Origin of the sequence: Streptomyces sp. GbtcB7, assembly GCF_019091445.1 — a bacterium.
In the GTDB taxonomy this organism is placed as follows: Bacteria; Actinomycetota; Actinomycetes; order Streptomycetales; family Streptomycetaceae; genus Streptomyces; species Streptomyces mirabilis.
The window spans coordinates 110,536-126,601 of sequence record NZ_JAGXJM010000009.1 but is presented as its reverse complement, the minus strand read 5'-3'; the positions used below and the strand labels follow the sequence as shown (position 1 = coordinate 126,601).

General features: G+C 70.2%; 14 protein-coding genes. 6 read left to right on the top strand and 8 right to left on the bottom strand.

Annotation, left to right across the window (positions count from 1 at the left end; translation table 11 throughout):
* Positions 1–45: 45 nt before the first annotated feature.
* Positions 46–1,983, bottom strand: coding sequence for an ABC transporter ATP-binding protein (locus KVT44_RS17025; protein WP_217567753.1), 1,938 nt, complete (start codon positions 1,981–1,983; stop codon positions 46–48).
* A gap of 360 nt (positions 1,984–2,343) precedes the next feature.
* Between KVT44_RS17025 and KVT44_RS17020 the strand changes: the two genes are divergently transcribed.
* The 6 genes from KVT44_RS17020 (at position 2,344) to KVT44_RS16995 (ending at position 10,516) form a co-directional block, all read left to right on the top strand.
* Entirely contained in the window at positions 2,344–3,243 is a 900-nt protein-coding gene (locus KVT44_RS17020) for a lysylphosphatidylglycerol synthase transmembrane domain-containing protein (protein WP_054232633.1), read from the top strand.
* A 94-nt stretch (positions 3,244–3,337) separates the two neighbouring features.
* Positions 3,338–4,102, top strand: a complete 765-nt coding sequence (locus KVT44_RS17015) for a crotonase/enoyl-CoA hydratase family protein (RefSeq protein WP_075030268.1) — start codon at positions 3,338–3,340, stop codon at positions 4,100–4,102.
* A 320-nt stretch (positions 4,103–4,422) separates the two neighbouring features.
* Positions 4,423–5,508 (top strand): mechanosensitive ion channel family protein, encoded by a 1,086-nt coding sequence (locus tag KVT44_RS17010; protein ID WP_097287365.1) that lies wholly within the window; start codon positions 4,423–4,425, stop codon positions 5,506–5,508.
* A gap of 432 nt (positions 5,509–5,940) precedes the next feature.
* On the top strand, positions 5,941–8,160 hold the full coding sequence (locus KVT44_RS17005) for an NADP-dependent isocitrate dehydrogenase (RefSeq protein WP_190168371.1): 2,220 nt from the start codon (positions 5,941–5,943) through the stop codon (positions 8,158–8,160).
* A gap of 187 nt (positions 8,161–8,347) precedes the next feature.
* Positions 8,348–9,412, top strand: a complete 1,065-nt coding sequence (locus KVT44_RS17000; protein WP_190168370.1) for a nitrous oxide reductase family maturation protein NosD — start codon at positions 8,348–8,350, stop codon at positions 9,410–9,412.
* Between the two features lie 48 nt (positions 9,413–9,460).
* A complete protein-coding gene (locus KVT44_RS16995) occupies positions 9,461–10,516 on the top strand; it encodes a methyltransferase (RefSeq protein ID WP_217567657.1) in 1,056 nt (351 codons plus the stop codon).
* A gap of 85 nt (positions 10,517–10,601) precedes the next feature.
* Here KVT44_RS16995 and KVT44_RS16990 read toward each other — a convergent pair whose 3' ends face one another.
* The 7 genes from KVT44_RS16990 to KVT44_RS16960 form a co-directional block, all read right to left on the bottom strand.
* Positions 10,602–10,934, bottom strand: a complete 333-nt coding sequence (locus KVT44_RS16990; RefSeq protein WP_054232638.1) for a TcmI family type II polyketide cyclase — start codon at positions 10,932–10,934, stop codon at positions 10,602–10,604.
* A gap of 26 nt (positions 10,935–10,960) precedes the next feature.
* Positions 10,961–11,437: an SRPBCC family protein gene (locus KVT44_RS16985; protein WP_054232639.1), complete on the bottom strand. Its 477-nt coding sequence runs from the start codon at positions 11,435–11,437 to the stop codon at positions 10,961–10,963.
* Between the two features lie 2 nt (positions 11,438–11,439).
* Positions 11,440–11,700 carry a phosphopantetheine-binding protein gene (locus KVT44_RS16980; protein ID WP_054232640.1) on the bottom strand — a complete coding sequence of 87 codons (261 nt, stop codon included), beginning with the start codon at positions 11,698–11,700 and terminating at the stop codon, positions 11,440–11,442.
* A gap of 26 nt (positions 11,701–11,726) precedes the next feature.
* Positions 11,727–12,983, bottom strand: coding sequence for a ketosynthase chain-length factor (locus KVT44_RS16975; RefSeq protein ID WP_190168369.1), 1,257 nt, complete (start codon positions 12,981–12,983; stop codon positions 11,727–11,729).
* The gene (locus tag KVT44_RS16970; RefSeq protein ID WP_075030274.1) at positions 12,980–14,248 is read right to left on the bottom strand and encodes a beta-ketoacyl synthase; all 1,269 of its coding nucleotides are present in this window, start codon (positions 14,246–14,248) and stop codon (positions 12,980–12,982) included. Before KVT44_RS16970 ends, KVT44_RS16975 begins: the two co-directional genes overlap by 4 nt.
* Positions 14,245–14,727, bottom strand: a complete 483-nt coding sequence (locus KVT44_RS16965) for a cupin domain-containing protein (RefSeq protein ID WP_075030275.1) — start codon at positions 14,725–14,727, stop codon at positions 14,245–14,247. Before KVT44_RS16965 ends, KVT44_RS16970 begins: the two co-directional genes overlap by 4 nt.
* Before the next feature lie 69 nt (positions 14,728–14,796).
* Positions 14,797–15,918 (bottom strand): SchA/CurD-like domain-containing protein, encoded by a 1,122-nt coding sequence (locus KVT44_RS16960; RefSeq protein ID WP_099919424.1) that lies wholly within the window; start codon positions 15,916–15,918, stop codon positions 14,797–14,799.
* Positions 15,919–16,066 lie beyond the last annotated feature (148 nt).

The window sequence follows — 16,066 nt, the reverse complement described above, 5'->3', positions numbered from 1 at the left end:
GGTGATCCGGCGGGGCGGGGCGGGGCGGGGCGTCGGCCGACGGTCCTACGGGGTTGCCTCCGCCGCGACAGCGACCTCCGCCACGCCGTCCCGGTCCGTGCCGACTTCCCAGACCTTGCCGACTTCCCGGTCCCTCTTGAACTGGGTCCGGTACAGCTCGGCGTACCGGCCCTCCGCCGTGAGCAACTCCTCGTGCGTGCCCCGCTCCACGATCCGTCCGGCCTCCACGACGAGGATCACGTCGGCGGTCCGCACGGTGGACAGCCGGTGCGCGATCACCACGGCCGTGCGCCCTTCCAGCGCCTCGGTGAGCGCCTCCTGGACAGCCGCCTCCGAGGTGTTGTCCAGATGGGCGGTGGCCTCGTCGAGGATGACGACACGCTGGCGGGCGAGCAGCAGCCGGGCGATGGTCATGCGCTGGCGCTCGCCGCCGGAGAGACGGTAGCCGCGCTCGCCGACCACGGTGTCGAGGCCGTCGGGCAGGGAGCGTACGAGGTCTTCGAGGCGGGACCTGCGCAGTACGTCCCACAGGTCGTCCTCCGTCGCGGAGGGGCGGGCCAGGAGCAGGTTGGCGCGTACCGAGTCGTGGAAGAGGTGACCGTCCTGGGTGACCATGCCGAGGGTCTCGCGCATCGACTCGGCGCTCAGGTCGCGGACGTCGACGCCGCCGATGCGGACGGTTCCCTCGTCGGTGTCGTACAGGCGCGGCAGCAGTTGGGCGATGGTGGACTTGCCGGCGCCGGAGGAACCGACGAGGGCGACGGTCTGGCCGGGCTCGGCGCGGAAGGACACGCCGTGCAGGACCTCGGCGCCGCCCCGGGTGTCGAGCGCGGCGACCTCCTCGAGGGAGGCGAGGGAGACCTTGTCGGCGGAGGGGTAGGCGAAGCGGACGTCCTGGAACTCCACGGCCGCCGGGCCTTCCGGGACCGTACGGGCGTCCGGCTTCTCCTCGATGAGCGGCTTGAGGTCGAGCACCTCGAAGACGCGCTCGAAGCTCACCAGGGCGCTCATGACCTCGACGCGCGCCCCGGCGAGCGAGGTGAGCGGCGCGTACAGGCGGGTCAGCAGCAGCGCCAGTGAGACGACGGCGCCCGGCTCCAGGCTGCCGCGCAGCGCGAACCAGCCGCCGAGGCCGTACACGAGCGCCAGTGCCAGGGCGGAGACCAACGTCAGGGACGTGATGAACGCCGACTGCGCCATCGCCGTACGCACCCCGATGTCCCGCACCCGCCGGGCCCGCGCCGCGAACTCCGCGGACTCGTCCTCGGGCCGCCCGAAGAGCTTGATGAGCGTGGCGCCGGGCGCGGAGAACCGCTCGGTCATCCGGGTGCCCATCGACGCGTTCAGGTTCGCCGCCTCCCGTTGCAGGCGTGCCATCCGGCTGCCCGTCCGCCGCGCGGGCACCACGAACACCGGCAGCAGCACCAGCGCGAGCAGGGTGATCTGCCAGGACAGGGTGAGCATGACGGCCAGGGTGAGCAGCAGCGTGACGAGATTGCTGACGACTCCGGACAGCGTGTTGCTGAAGGCGCGCTGGGCGCCGATCACGTCGTTGTTGAGTCGACTGACCAGCGCGCCCGTACGAGTACGTGTGAAGAACGCGACCGGCATGCGCTGCACATGATCGAACACAGCCGTCCGCAGATCGAGGATGAGCCCCTCACCGAGCGTCGCCGACAGCCAGCGGCCGAGGAGCCCGAGCGCCGCCTCGGCGAGCGCGATGAGTGCGATGAGCACGGCAAGACGGATGACGGTGCTTTCCTCGCCGCCGGACACGATGGCGTCCACGACGCGCCCCGCGAGCACCGGCGTCGCGACGGCCAGCAGCGCGGTCAGCACGCTGAGGACCACGAACTGGCCGATGCGGCGGCGATGCGGACGGGCGAAGGCGGCGATGCGACGCAGGGTCGCGCGGGCGAAGGGACGGCGCTCCTGCTGCGCGTTCATGACGCTGTACAGCTGGGTCCAGGCTGTGCTCTCCATGCTCATGGGAGTGACCGTAGGACCTCAAGCATCGTTGAGGTCAATGATTCCCGGACGAAGTCCACGCGCACGAAGGAAGGCGCGCGGGAACACAGCGAGGAACACGCCCAGGAACGCGTCGAAGAGCACTGCCAAGAGCACAGTGCGGAACACAGTAAGGAATCCATGACGGCATCCACGACGGCGACCACCCCTCCCGCACCTTGCCCGGCACGTCAGCCGCCGGACGCGCGCCCGCAACCCCCCGTTGGCGCGGCGTGGAGAACCTCTCCCGATGTGACAGCGGTTCGACTTTCCCAGAAGCTTCCCCGGGGGTTCTCCCAAGGACCCCGACGCTTCCCGCTCAGGTCGGTCCTGTGCGTGATCCCGCTCGCCCTCGTCCTGGTGGTCGCGGTGCGGCATCGGTCCGTCCTCATGGAGGGCTTCGGCCATCTGCGCTCGGCCGAGTGGCCGTGGCTGCTGGCGGCCGCCGTCGCGACCTGCCTGACCTGGGTCGCCGCGGCCTCCGCCCGACAGGGCGCGGTCATGCAGCGGCTGCCCGCGCGTCGGCTGCTCGCCACCCAGTTCGCCGCGGGCGCGGCCAACCACCTGCTGCCGACCGGCCTCGGCGCCGGCGCGGTCAATCTGCGCTTCATGACCGTGTGCGGCGTCCCGCTCGCCCGCTCCTCCGCCGCGCTCGCGCTCTACATGCTCGCGGAGTCGATCGCCCGGCTGACCCTCCTGGTGGGCCTGCTCATCGCGTTCCCGGGAGCCCTGCACATCGGATCCCTCCTCCCCTCCGGCGCGATCGGCCCCTTGCTGCTCGCCGCGGGAGTGGTCCTCCTGGCCGCGGTGGCCACGCTTCTTCTCGTACGACGGCTGCGCGGGGCCGTGTTGTCGTTCCTGCGCACCGCGCTCGGCGAGGCCCGCTCCGTGCACACCCGTCCGGCGCGCGCGCTCGCCCTGTGGGGCGGATCGCTCGCCTTCCCGCTGCTGCAGGCCGCCGGGCTGACCGCGGTCGGTCAGGCGATGAACCTGGCGGTGCCGCCCCTGCACATGGCTCTCGCGTATCTGGCGGCGACGGCGGCCGTCGCGATGGTGCCCACGCCGGGCGGCATCGGTTCGGTGGAGGCGGCGCTGATCGTCGCACTGGTGGCGGCGGGCGGCCCGGTGGCCGTGGCGACGGCGGTCGTGCTGGCGTACCGGATCATCACGGTGTGGGTGCCGCTGCTGCCCGGGGCGCTGACGCTGGGGGCGCTGGTCCGTCTGAAGGTGATCTGAGCGGCACGGATCCGCGCCACAGGAAGCTCCGGAGTAACCTCCCCGTACGCCGCTCAGGAGAAGGCGTACATGGCCGGGAGAAGGAGACAGCACGATGTCGGTCCGGATCGAACGCCAGGGGTACGTCACCACGGTCGTCCTCTCCCGCCCCGCCGCCCGCAACGCCGTGGACGGGCCGACCGCCGCCGAACTCGCCGACGCCTTCCGGGAGTTCGAGGCGGACGAGACGGCCCGGGTGGCGGTGCTCTGGGGCGAGGGCGGCACGTTCTGCGCCGGCGCGGACCTCAAGGCGATCGGCACCGAGTACGGCAACAGGGTCGCGGAGGACGGGGACGGGCCGATGGGTCCCACCCGGCTGCGGCTGTCCAAGCCGGTCATCGCGGCGGTCGCGGGGCATGCCGTGGCGGGCGGCCTGGAACTGGCGCTCTGGTGCGATCTGCGGGTCGCCGAGCAGGACGCCGTCTTCGGCGTCTTCTGCCGCCGCTGGGGCGTCCCGCTCATCGACGGCGGCACCGTACGGCTCCCCCGTCTCATCGGCGCAAGCCGTGCGATGGACATGATCCTCACCGGCCGCGCGGTCCCGGCCGCCGAGGCGTACGAGATGGGCCTCGCCAACCGGCTCGTCCCGACCGGCCGCGCCCGGGCCGAGGCCGAGGAACTCGCCGCGGCCATCGCCGACTTCCCCCAGTCCTGCCTGCGCAGCGACCGCGCGTCGGTCCTCGACCAGGAGGGTCTGGTCGAGGAGGCGGCCATGCGCGTCGAACTCCGTTACGGCATGGACGTGTTGGCCGAGGGCATGGAGGGCGCAGCCCGCTTCGCGTCGGGAGCCGGGCGGCACGGCTCGTTCACGGCGAAGTAGCGGGCCGGGGCCTGAGCCGTGTCGCGGCTCCTCGGCTCGATCGGGTCGCTCTCGACCGGATCGGCCACGGCCGAGGCCCTGGTGACGGACCGACAGGTGTGGTCGGCAGGGACGGTCGGCAGGCGTGGTCGGCAGGTGTGCCGGAAGCGTGTGGGCCCGGTAACGGACGTACCCGCGAGTACGGCAGGATGAGAGGTCGCCCCGGACGACGAACACGCGTCCGGGCGTGATCGTGCATTCCCGGATTCGAGCAGGTGGCAAGTGACGACACAGCACATCCGGCCCACGGGCCTTCCCCTCCGTCACACGGGAGGCGGCCGGTGAAACACTCCCTCACGCTGGACGACCTGATGATGGCCGGGATACCCGTGGTGGCGGGACTGCTGGCCGCGTTCCTGCTGCGCATACTGCTGCGCTGGCTCGGCAAGCACGCCTCGCGCACCCGGTGGAGCGGTGACGACTTCATCGTCGACGCGCTGCGTACGCTCGTCCCCTGGGGAGCGATCGCCGCGGGTGTCTCGGCGGCGGGCGCGGTGCTTCCGCTGACGGCTCCGGTCGGACGCAACGTCAACAAGGTCCTGACCGTCGTCCTCATCTTCGTCGCGACCCTGACCGCGGCCCGGGTCATCACCGGTCTCGTGCGGTCGCTGGCCCAGTCCCGCTCGGGTGTCGCGGGTTCGGCCACCATCTTCGTCAACATCACCCGGGTCGTGGTGCTGGCGATGGGCTTCCTCGTCATGCTGCAGACGCTGGGCATCTCCATAGCCCCGCTGCTCACGGCCCTGGGTGTGGGCGGTCTCGCGGTGGCGCTCGCCCTTCAGGACACCCTCGCCAACCTCTTCGCGGGCGTCCACATCCTCGCCTCGAAGACGGTCCAGCCCGGCGACTACATACGGCTCAGCAGCGGCGAGGAGGGCTACGTCGTCGACATCAACTGGCGCAACACGACGGTCCGTCAGCTCTCCAACAACCTGGTCATCATCCCCAACGCCCAGCTCGCGGGCACCAACATGACCAACTTCAACCGCCCCGAGCAGCAGATGACCCTCATCGTCCAGGTCGGCGTCGGCTACGACAGCGACCTGGAGCACGTCGAGCGCGTGACCACCGAGGTCGTCACCGAGACGATGACCGAGATCACCGGCGCCGTCCCGGACCACGAGCCCGCCGTCCGCTTCCACACCTTCGGCGACTCCCGCATCAGCTTCAGCGTCATCCTCGGCGTCGGGGAGTTCAGCGACCAGTACCGGATCAAGCACGAGTTCATCAAGCGCCTGCACAAGCGCTACCGGGAGGAGGGCATCCGGATTCCGGCGCCCACGCGGACGGTGGCGCTTCAGCCGGGCGGGGCGGAGCTGCTGGAGGCGGGCATACCGCACCAGCGCGAGGCCACGTCGGGGAGGTAGCGCCGGGAAGCCGGACCGGTCCTGCCCCCGAGACCTCGGAGGCGATGGCGATGTAGTCCTCGGTGCTCGCGGAGGAGCCCGGTGACACTCGGCGGAGTACTCGACACGGACGGTCACCCGGGCGTGCTCCGGCAGCGGGCGCGCCGGGGTGACCCGCGACTTTTCGCCCATGTGCGGATCGCGGTGGCGTCGACCGGCGCGGCCGTGGGGGCCGTCGCTCTCGTGCGATATCTCATGGTTCGCTGTCGTTCGGAAGGACGAGCCGGTACAGGTGGGCGTCAGTCCAGCAGGAGTGTGAGGTCGTCGAGGGCGAGTGCCCGCGGCGCGCCACGTCCAGTTCACGGCGATGGCGGGCGGACCCCTGTCGAGTCGGGGTCGCTCACGAGATATCTTGATGTCGAGCAATGTTGCAGACGTGGAGCGGAGCACCCGGTGACTGACTCGACCATCATTTACACGCACACTGACGAGGCCCCGGCCCTGGCGACGTATTCGTTCCTGCCGGTGGTCCAGGCGTACGCCTCGCAGGCGGGTGTCACTGTGGAGACCCGTGACATCTCGCTGGCCGGGCGCATCCTCGCGCTCTTCCCCGAGTTCCTCGAGGAGGGTCAGCGCGTTCCCGACGCCCTCGCCGAGCTCGGTGACCTGGCCAAGACGCCCGAGGCCAACATCATCAAGCTGCCGAACGTCTCGGCCTCGATCCCGCAGCTGAAGGCCGCGGTCGCCGAGCTCCAGGAGCAGGGCTACGCGCTCCCGGCCTACCCGGACGACCCGAAGTCGGACGAGGAGCGCGACATCCGCGCCCGTTACGACAAGGTCAAGGGCTCCGCCGTGAACCCGGTCCTGCGCGAGGGCAACTCCGACCGCCGCGCCCCCGCATCGGTCAAGAACTACGCCAAGACCCACCCGCACCGCATGGGCGCCTGGACCCCCGAGTCCAAGACCAACGTCGCCACCATGGGCGCCGACGACTTCCGCTCCACCGAGAAGTCCACGGTGATCTCCGAGGCGGGCTCGCTCCGCATCGAGCTGGCGGGCGACGACGGCTCCACCACCGTGCTGCGCGAGTCCGTACCCGTCCTCGCGGGCGAGGTCGTCGACGCGTCCGTCATGCACGTCGCGCCGCTGCGCGAGTTCCTCACGGCGCAGATCGCCCGTGCCAAGGCCGAGGACGTGCTGTTCTCCGTGCACCTCAAGGCCACGATGATGAAGGTCTCCGACCCGATCGTCTTCGGCCACGTCGTACGCGCCTTCTTCCCCAAGACGTTCGCGAAGTACGGCGAGACGTTCGCCGCCGCCGGTCTGACCCCGAACGACGGTCTGGGCGGCATCTTCAAGGGCCTGGAGGCGCTGCCCGAGGGCGCCGAGATCAAGGCGTCCTTCGACGCCGAGCTCGCCGAGGGCCCTGCCCTCGCGATGGTCGACTCGGACAAGGGCATCACCAACCTGCACGTCCCCTCCGACGTGATCGTCGACGCCTCCATGCCGGCGATGATCCGCACCTCCGGCCACATGTGGGGCCCGGACGGCCAGGAGGCCGACACCCTCGCCGTCCTCCCGGACAGCAGCTACTCCGGCGTCTACCAGGTCGTCATCGACGACTGCCGCGCCCACGGCGCCTTCGACCCGTCCACCATGGGCTCGGTGCCGAACGTCGGTCTGATGGCCCAGAAGGCCGAGGAGTACGGCAGCCACGACAAGACCTTCGAGATCCCCACCACCGGCACGGTCCGCCTCGTCGACCAGGCCGGCAACGTGGTCCTGGAGCAGGCCGTCGGCGCGGGCGACATCTTCCGCGCCTGCCAGACCAAGGACGACCCGATCAAGGACTGGGTGAAGCTGGCCGTCACCCGCGCCCGCGCCACCGGCGACCCGGCGGTGTTCTGGCTGGACGAGACCCGCGCCCACGACACGCAGCTGATCGAGAAGGTCAACGCGTACCTGCCGGAGCACGACACCGAGGGCCTGGAGATCAAGATCCTGTCCCCGGTCGAGGCGACGAAGTTCTCCCTGGAGCGCATCCGCAAGGGCCTGAACACCATCTCGGTCACCGGCAACGTCCTGCGTGACTACCTGACCGACCTGTTCCCGATCCTGGAGCTGGGCACCAGCGCGAAGATGCTCTCCGTCGTTCCCCTGATGGCGGGTGGCGGTCTCTTCGAGACGGGTGCCGGCGGCTCCGCCCCGAAGCACGTCCAGCAGCTGGTCAAGGAGAACTACCTGCGCTGGGACAGCCTGGGCGAGTTCTTCGCCCTCGCGGCCAGCTTCGAGCACCTCGCGCAGACCACGGGCAACGCGCGCGCCCAGGTGCTCGCCGACACCCTCGACCGCGCGACGGCGACCTTCCTCAACGAGGACAAGTCGCCGACCCGGCGCGTCGGCGGCATCGACAACCGCGGCAGCCACTTCTACCTGGGCCTGTACTGGGCGCAGGAGTTGGCCAAGCAGACCGACGACGCGGACCTCGCCAAGGCGTTCGCCCCGCTCGCCGAGACGCTGACCGCGCAGGAGCGGACGATCGTCGACGAGCTGCTCGCAGTGCAGGGCAAGCCCGCCGACATCGGCGGCTACTACCAGCCCGACCCGGCCAAGGCCGCGACCGTCATGCGCCCCTCGGCCACCTGGAACGCGACGCTCGCGACCCTCGCCTGACACACCGTCGGCGCCCACGCGTCACCACCGCACCGCCCCGGCCGGGCTCTCCGGCCGGGGCGGTCGCGTGTCGGCCGACGCCGCTGCCTCCGATGGCTCACCCATACGCGCGCAGGCAGGTGACGCCGACGGTCCACCTGGGTGATCAGCGGTGGCGGGCCGGAACACCCGCTCTTAGCTTCGGCCTATGACAAAACGACAAATGGCCTACCTCGCCTGCACCGCGGCCGTCACGGCGTCGGTGCTGGGTGCCGCCCCGTCTGCCGACCACCGGACGCTGCACTGGGTCCACCCCGGCGAGTCGATCCAGAAGGCCGTGAATTCCGCACAACCGGGGGACACCGTCTTCCTCTTCCCCGGCACCTACCACGAGAGCGTCCGCGTCACGGTGGCGAACCTGACGCTGCGCGGCTCCGGTGCCCGTTCCACCGTCATCGTGCCGGGCAAGGCCTCCGACAGCAGCTGCGCCAAGGCCGGCAACGGCATCTGTGTCACCGGAACGGACAAAAAGCGCGTCACGGGCGTCACCGTCAGCTCACTGACCCTCAGAGGCTTCGCCAAGCAGGGCCTGTGGGCGTCGGGCACCGACCGGCTGACGGTCCAGGACGTGGTCGCCGAGAAGAACGGCCAGTGGGGCATCGCCCAGGAGCGCTCCGTCCGCGGGGTGTTCCGCCACAACCTCGCCCAGAACAACGGCGACGCCGGACTGTTCCTGTCCAACACGGTCAGCACCGAGGAGGGCGCCCGGGACACCCTGGGGACGGTCGTCAGTCACAACCTTCTGGCCGGCAACCGGATCGGCGTCACGGTCCGACGGCTGCGGAACCTGACCGTCGATCACAACGAGGCGACCGGCAACTGCGCCGCGGTGTTCGTCGTGGGCGACGAGAACAAGCCGCACGTCGGGGCGCTGAACGTGGTCCGCAACTACGTCCACGCCAACAACAAGTACTGCCCCAAGACCCCCCGTCTGCCCTTCCTGCAGGGCTCCGGGATCGTCCTCACCGGCGCCGAGAAGACACTGGTGGCGGAGAACAGGGTCGAGGACAACGTGGGCACCTCCCCGCTGTCCGGCGGCATCGTTCTGTACAAGAGCTTCGTGGGCGCCGTCAACGAGCGCAACGAGATCCGCGACAACGTGGCGCAGCGCAACGGCAAGGCCGACCTCGCCAACCGCGACCGCGTCAAGGGCAAGGGCAACACCTTCCACGGCAACACCTGCGCGCACTCCGAGCCCGCCGGACTGTGCTGACCCCTCCCCCACCCCCCACCAGCACGACCCCAGAAGCGAGGCACCACCATGACCACTGTTGATCCGGCTCCCCCGAGCACGGTCGATCCGGCTCCCCCACCGCCGTCCATGCGGCTGCGGGAGCTCGCCTTCGGAGCGGCGTGCGCCGCCGCCGTACGCGCGGCCGCCCGCCTCGGCGTGGCGGACGCCCTGGGCGACACGCCCACGCGCGTGGAGGACCTGGCTGCGACGGTGAAGGCCCAGCCGAAGACCCTGCGGCGACTGCTGCGCGCGCTGTCCTGCCAAGGGGTCTTCACCGAGCTCCCGGACGGCACCTTCGCGCACACGGAGATGTCCCGGCTGCTGCGCGAGGACGACCCGCACAGCCTCCGCTACATCGCCCTGTGGTGCACCGAGCCGTGGACGTGGAACGTCTGGCCGAAGCTCGACGAGGCGGTGCGCTCCGGCCGGAACGTCTTCGAGGACGTGTACGAGCGGGAGTTCTTCGACTACCTCAACGAAGAGGCCCCGGAGTCTGCGTACGTGTTCAACCGGGCCATGACGACGTCCAGCGAGCAGTCGGCGCGGGACGTGGCGAACCTTCTCGATCTGCGAGGCGTGTCCTCGGTCGCGGACATCGGCGGCGGTCAGGGCCAGGTCCTGGTCAGCCTGCTGCAGAAGCACCCCGGGATGCACGGCACGCTGCTCGACCTGCCGGGAGTGGTGGAGAACGCCGATCCCCGGCTGCGCGGCGGCGGTTCGCTGGCCGAGCGGGTGCGCGTCGTGGCCGGGGACTGCCGTGAGGACATCCCGGTCCAGGCGGACCTGTACATCATCAAGAACATCCTGGAGTGGGACGACGACAGCACCCGCAGGGCGCTGGCCAACATCCGCAAGGCGGCGCGGCCCGGTGCCCGCGTCGTCGTCATCGAGAACCTCGTGGACGACACCCCGTCGATGCGGTTCACCACGGCCATGGACCTGCTGCTGCTCCTCAATGTCGGCGGTGCGAAGCACACCCGGCAGAGCATGGTCGACCGGCTGACGGACGCGGGGCTCGTCATCGACGAGTTCCGTCCGGTCAACGCGTATCTGCACGCCTTCGAGTGCACCATCCCCAGCTGACCCGGCGCACCGGGAAAAACCCGAGGCCGCCGGCTCCGCGTCCATCGCGGGGTCGGCGGCCTCGGGTTGTGTCCGGGCGTTCGCCTCAGGAGACGGCGTCCCGCTCCCAGCGGTAGAAGCACTGGGCCATGGCGTCCTTGGGACTGCGCCACGTCTGCGGGTCGTACGCGCTGACGTACGCCGACAGCTGCTCGCTGACGCTCCGGAACTCGGGGTGCCCGACCACCTTCGCGATGGCGGGCGCCGGGTCCTTGTCGGCTTCGATGAGGTGCATGTACACATCACCGAACTGGAAGAGGCTGCGCCGCTTGACGCCGATCAGGTGCGGCAGTTCACCGCGGTCGGAGGCGGCGAACACATCGGCGATCGCCGGGGCCGAGTCGGGCGCCATGCGCGCGACGATGAGGGCGTGGTGCATCGGATGTCCTTCCTGAGCTCCGGCTGTCAGCCGGGCATCGGCGCGTTCTGACGGTCGCGGGCGACCTTCTCGATCCGGTCCCGGATGAGCTCCATCTGGACGCGGGAGTTGCGGTTGATGTTGTCCGTCATCCAGGCGTCGTCGACCGGGGCCTCGGGCTTCATCGCGAAGTCCTGCACCCAGTGCATGTGCGTGCCCTCGGGGGTCTCCTCGTACTCCCACCGGATGTTCATGTGGTCGAAGGGGCCCGTCTCGACGCGGCGGGCGCGGACCGTCCGCCTGGCGCGGTCCACGGTCCGCTCCGAGACCCAGCTCCAGACCTTGCCGTTCTCGTCCGGGTGCATGGTCAGGCGGAACTTCGTCGTGTCGCCGTCGCGGGAGAGCACCTCCAGGGACGCGTACTCGCTGAAGAGCTGCGGCCAGTTCTCGATGTCGTTGGTGATGTCCCAGACGAGGTCGAGAGGGGCGTCGATGGTGATGCTGTTCTCGGTGTGTCCTGCCACTTTCAGGCTCCAGCCTTGAGGGTGTTGTTGACGAGGTCGAGGAACTCACGGGGGGTCTTGCAGCGCTCGGCGTCGGGGGGCAGCGGCTGGCTGTACCGGTTCTCCAGCTCACCGACGATGCCGAGCAGGCCGAGGGAGTCGAGGCCGAGGGTGCCGAACGGGGAGTCGGACGACTTCTCGAGGTCCTCGGGGTCGACGGAGACACCGGCCGCCTTCTTCATCAGCGAGGCCAGTTCGATGAGGGTCACTTCAGTGGTGATCATGAGTCTGTTCTCCTTCCCGCCCGGTCCTATCGGGCGGAGTCGCCGCCACGGCGCACTACCAGCGCCGCGTTGGAGCCCATCAGTCCCCTGCTGAGGACCAGGGCCGTGTGCAGCTCGGTGGGACGAGCGCTCGACATCACCAGGTCGAGGTCGTGGCAGATGTCGAACACGTTGGGGGTGGGGGGTACCTGACCGTTCTCCATGGCGAGCACCGCGGCCGCGGTGTCCAGCACGGGTGCCCCGCAGTAGGCCCGCCCGATGCCCGTCTTGGGCGCCGTGACGGGGACCCGGGTGCCGTGCTTACCGAGGGCGTCGGCAATGGCCAGGGCTTCGGCGCGGTCCGCCTCCGGAACGCCCAGGGCGTCGGCGAACACGACGTCGATCTCCTCCGGGGCGCAGCCGGCCTCGTCGAGGGCGCCACGGATCGCGTGGGCGAGACCCTCTCTGGACCGCTCCCAACGGGAGGCTCCGGTGAACGTGGCCCCATGGCCGGCCACGACGGCCCGGACGGCCGCCCCGCGCTCACGGGCGCGGGTCTCGTCCTCCACGACGAGCATGGCTCCCCCCTCCGCGGGAGCGAAGCCGCACGCTCCCGCGGTGAAGGGCCGATAGGCCTGACCGGGATCCTCGGCGGTGCTGATCTCGGGGTATCCGAGCTGGCACACCATCGAGTACGGGGCGAGGGGGGCCTCCGCGGATCCGACGACCACCGCGCCGGTGCCGCGCCGTACACCCCGGGCGGCGAGCGCGATGGAGTCCAGGCCACCCGCCTCGTCGCTCGCGACCACTCCACACGGTCCCTTGAAGCCGCCCCGGATGGAGATCTGGCCGGTGCTGGCGGCGTAGAACCAGGCGATGGACTGGTACGGGCCCACGTACCGGGATCCCTGGCCCCACAGCTTCTGGAGCTCGCGCTGTCCGAACTCGCCGCCACCTGATCCGGCGGCGGTGATCACGCCGATGTCGTACGGGTCCGCGGGGTCACCGTGGCCGAGGCCGGCGTCGTCGAGGGCGAGCACGGTCGCTGCCATCGCGAAGTGGCTGAAGCGGTCCGTCTGGACGAGGAACCGCTCCTCGATGAGGGCCGCGGCGTCGAAGGCCCGGACCTCGCCCGCGATACGGAGCGGCAGATGCTGGCATCCCTCGCGGGAGATCCGGTCCAGGACGACGAGGCCTTCTCTGACGGACTTCCAGTACGCGTCGGCGCGCAGTCCGTTGGGCGCGATCACACCGATGCCGGTGATGGCCGCGCGCCGGGGGCGCTGAGTGCGCTGAGTGGTCATCGGTTCCTCCCACCCGGCCCGGTCAGGAGCACCGCGGACTGGAATCCGCCGAATCCGCTGCCCACGGAGAGCACGTTGTTCAGCTTCCGCGGGCGTGCGGTGCGCGGCACGTAGTCCAGGTCGCACTCGGGGTCGGGAGTTTCGTAGTTCGCCGTGGGCGGCACCACTTGGTGCTTCAGGGCGAGGACGCAGGCGACGACCTCTATCGCGCCGATCGCGCCCAGCGAGTGCCCCACCATGGACTTGATGGAGCTCATGGGCGTCTTGTAGGCGTGCTCGCCCAGGGACCGCTTGACCGCGGCGGTCTCGTGCCGGTCGTTCTGTCGGGTGCCCGAGCCGTGCGCGTTGACGTAGTCGATCAGGGTGGGGTCGAGGCGGGCCTGGTCGAGCGTGGTGTCGATCGCCCGGGCCATCTCCAGCCCCTCGCTGGTCAGACCGGTCATGTGGTAGGCGTTGCCGTAGGTGGCGTAGCCGCTTATCTCGCAGTAGATGTGCGCGCCGCGGGCTCGGGCGTGCTCGTACTCCTCCAGAACCAGTACCGCGCCGCCCTCGCCCATGACGAAGCCGTTGCGGTGGGCGTCGAAGGGCCGGGAGGCGTGCTCGGGGTCGTCGTTGTCGGGTGAGGTGGCCTTGATGGCGTCGAAGCAGGCCATGGTGATCGGGGATATCGGAGAGTCCGACGCCCCGGCTATGCAGACGTCCGCCCGGCCCTCCTCGATGGTGTGGAAGGCGTAGCCGACCGCGTCGAGTCCGGAGGTGCAGCCGGTGGAGACGGTCTGCACCGGTCCCTGGGCACCGAACTCCTCGGCGACGACCGAGGCCAGCGTGCTGGGCGAGAACGCCAGGTGCAGCTGCGGGTCGGCCGCGCGGTGGTCCACGTCCCACCGCCGGCCCCGTTCGCTGACCTGGACGTAGTCGTGTTCCAGGCGGGTGGTGCCGCCGACGGCGCTGCCCAGGGAGACCGCGACCCGCCAGGGGTCCTCCTTGCCGGTGTCGAGTCCGGAGTCGCGGACGGCTTCCCCGGCCGCGACCACGGCGAACTGGATGTAGCGGTCGGCGTGTTCGCTCAGCTCCGGGTCGAGGCCGTGCGCGAGCGGGTCGAAGTCGCATTCGGCGGCTATGCGGGAACGCAGGCCCGCCGGGTCGAACAGCGAGATGCCGCGGGTCGCGGTGCGGCCGTTGGACAGGAGGTCCCAGAACGCCGTCGCCCCGGTGCCGCCCGGAGCGACCACACCGATACCGGTGACGGCCACCCGCCGGGTCACTTTATGGCCCCACTTCGCTCGGACGGCTGTCCGTGGTCCGGCGCGGACAGGTCCGCCCCGGCGGTGGCGAACTCGGGGCCGGGCGCGGTGTCGTCGGTCACCTCCGTGTCGACGTGGCCGAGGCTCGGACGCGGAGCGAGCGGGCCCAGGTGGAAGACCATGCGGGCTTCCGTGTCGCCGACATTGCGGAAGCGGTGCCGCATGTTGATCGGGATCAGCAGACCCTGATCGGGCCGCAGGGCGAAGGTGTCGCCGTCCAGGTCCACTTCGAGGGCGCCGTTGACGACGTACACGAACTCCTCGGAGTACGGGTGGTAGTGCTCACCGATGCGCTCGCCGGGCTGGATGAGGGCCAGGCCCATGAAGCCGCTGGTGGACCCCGCCGTGGCGGGCGTGAGCATGGCCCGGATGTCGCCTCCGCGCCTGCGGTTGGGTTCCGTCTCGCTCAGGTCCACGATGCGTGGATGCTTCTTGAACATGCTTGATACCTCCGGGTGGGGCAGTGACGTCCGGGGAGGGAGGGCCGCGGACGGAGCCGCGGCCCTCTGTCAGGAATCCGCCGAGCGGTCGGTGACGGGCATCATGTCGACGTGCGACAGGAGGCGGTTGATGTTGCGTTCCGTCTCCAGGGAGCCCTCGACGCCGATCGCGGCACCGTCGAGGAGACGCTCCAGCTCCGCGGCCTTCTTCGCGCCCTTGACTCCGAGCGCGGCGACGGGGTCCGCGTCCAGCTCGCCCGTCACGTCGATGAGACGCACCACGATGTCGTCACGCTGGAAGACCGTGCTCCGGTACACCGGGCTCTTCGGGTCCTCCGCCGCGGCCTCGTCCTGGTGGGCGAGCAACCTGGCCAGCTCCATCCCGCAGCCTGGCTTGGCCGGGTAGTAGAGCGCGTGGCGGCGCACGTCCTCGGGTGCTTTGCGGCCGGACGTCACATGGTGCACGGACGGCAGCGCGGCCCGGGTGAAGAAGACCCGCGCCGAGTCGGGGTCCCTCAGGTCCCGGTCCTGCTCCAGGTACGGGTTGATGGCCTCCTCGACCGCCCGTACCTCGGGCTGACGGGCGACGTGACGCAGTGCCGCCATGAGGTCGCCCTCCACCTCCACCGCACGCACGACACGGTTGCCGTGCATGAAGAGGGAGGTGCGCCGCAGCCGCGTCGTGTCGTCGACCTGGGCCTGGGGGGACTCGTACCCGGCGAGGATCTCCGCGACCTTCGACTCGGTACCCGGCTTGACGGTGAAGGTGAGGGCATGGCGTGCCACACCTTCGCCCACCCGGGCCTCGACCTGCATACCCGCCTTGGCCGACTTCTGGCCGTGCGGCTGGGCGGGGCTGGTCTCCCGAAGGATGCTGTAGCGCATCGAGCGGGTGTCCCGGACGCAGTTGTGCATCGGCCGGACCGTCTCGACGTGCTCCTCGCTGTTCACCCAGGCGAGGAAGGGCGGGGCGCTCTCCCATTCACTGGTGATGAGCCACTGCGAGGGGTTCTCGATCGACTGGCAGAGCTGGTCGCTGATGTGTCCGGGGACGGACGCGACCTGATTGCGCATGTGCTCGTACGCGTCGAGGAACTGCTCCTGGGCTCCTTCGTACAGGTCGAGCAGCAGGATCACCCGAAGCCTGGAGCCGTCGAACGCCGATTGCGATATACGTCCCGAAGTAGTCATCCGGCACACCTCTTCTCTTCTTCACGGAAGGTCAGGAACGACCGCCGTGTCCCAAAGACCGGGGTCGCCATGTGCCGATCGTTGACGCGACCCCCGAGGCGCGCGAGCCCGCCGGTGCGGACGAGTGAACTGTGTGCCATCCGGGTGC

Excerpts from the sequence above, each read along its gene's own strand:
- KVT44_RS17025 (WP_217567753.1), bottom strand. The coding sequence starts at position 1,983 with ATGGAGAGCACAGCCTGGACCCAGCTGTACAGCGTCATGAACGCGCAG.
- KVT44_RS17015 (WP_075030268.1), top strand. The coding sequence starts at position 3,338 with ATGTCGGTCCGGATCGAACGCCAGGGGTACGTCACCACGGTCGTCCTC.
- KVT44_RS17000 (WP_190168370.1), top strand. The coding sequence starts at position 8,348 with ATGACAAAACGACAAATGGCCTACCTCGCCTGCACCGCGGCCGTCACG.
- KVT44_RS16995 (WP_217567657.1), top strand. The coding sequence starts at position 9,461 with ATGACCACTGTTGATCCGGCTCCCCCGAGCACGGTCGATCCGGCTCCC.
- KVT44_RS16990 (WP_054232638.1), bottom strand. The coding sequence starts at position 10,934 with ATGCACCACGCCCTCATCGTCGCGCGCATGGCGCCCGACTCGGCCCCG.
- KVT44_RS16980 (WP_054232640.1), bottom strand. The coding sequence starts at position 11,700 with ATGATCACCACTGAAGTGACCCTCATCGAACTGGCCTCGCTGATGAAG.
- KVT44_RS16975 (WP_190168369.1), bottom strand. The coding sequence starts at position 12,983 with ATGACCACTCAGCGCACTCAGCGCCCCCGGCGCGCGGCCATCACCGGC.
- KVT44_RS16965 (WP_075030275.1), bottom strand. The coding sequence starts at position 14,727 with ATGTTCAAGAAGCATCCACGCATCGTGGACCTGAGCGAGACGGAACCC.
- KVT44_RS16960 (WP_099919424.1), bottom strand. The coding sequence starts at position 15,918 with ATGACTACTTCGGGACGTATATCGCAATCGGCGTTCGACGGCTCCAGG.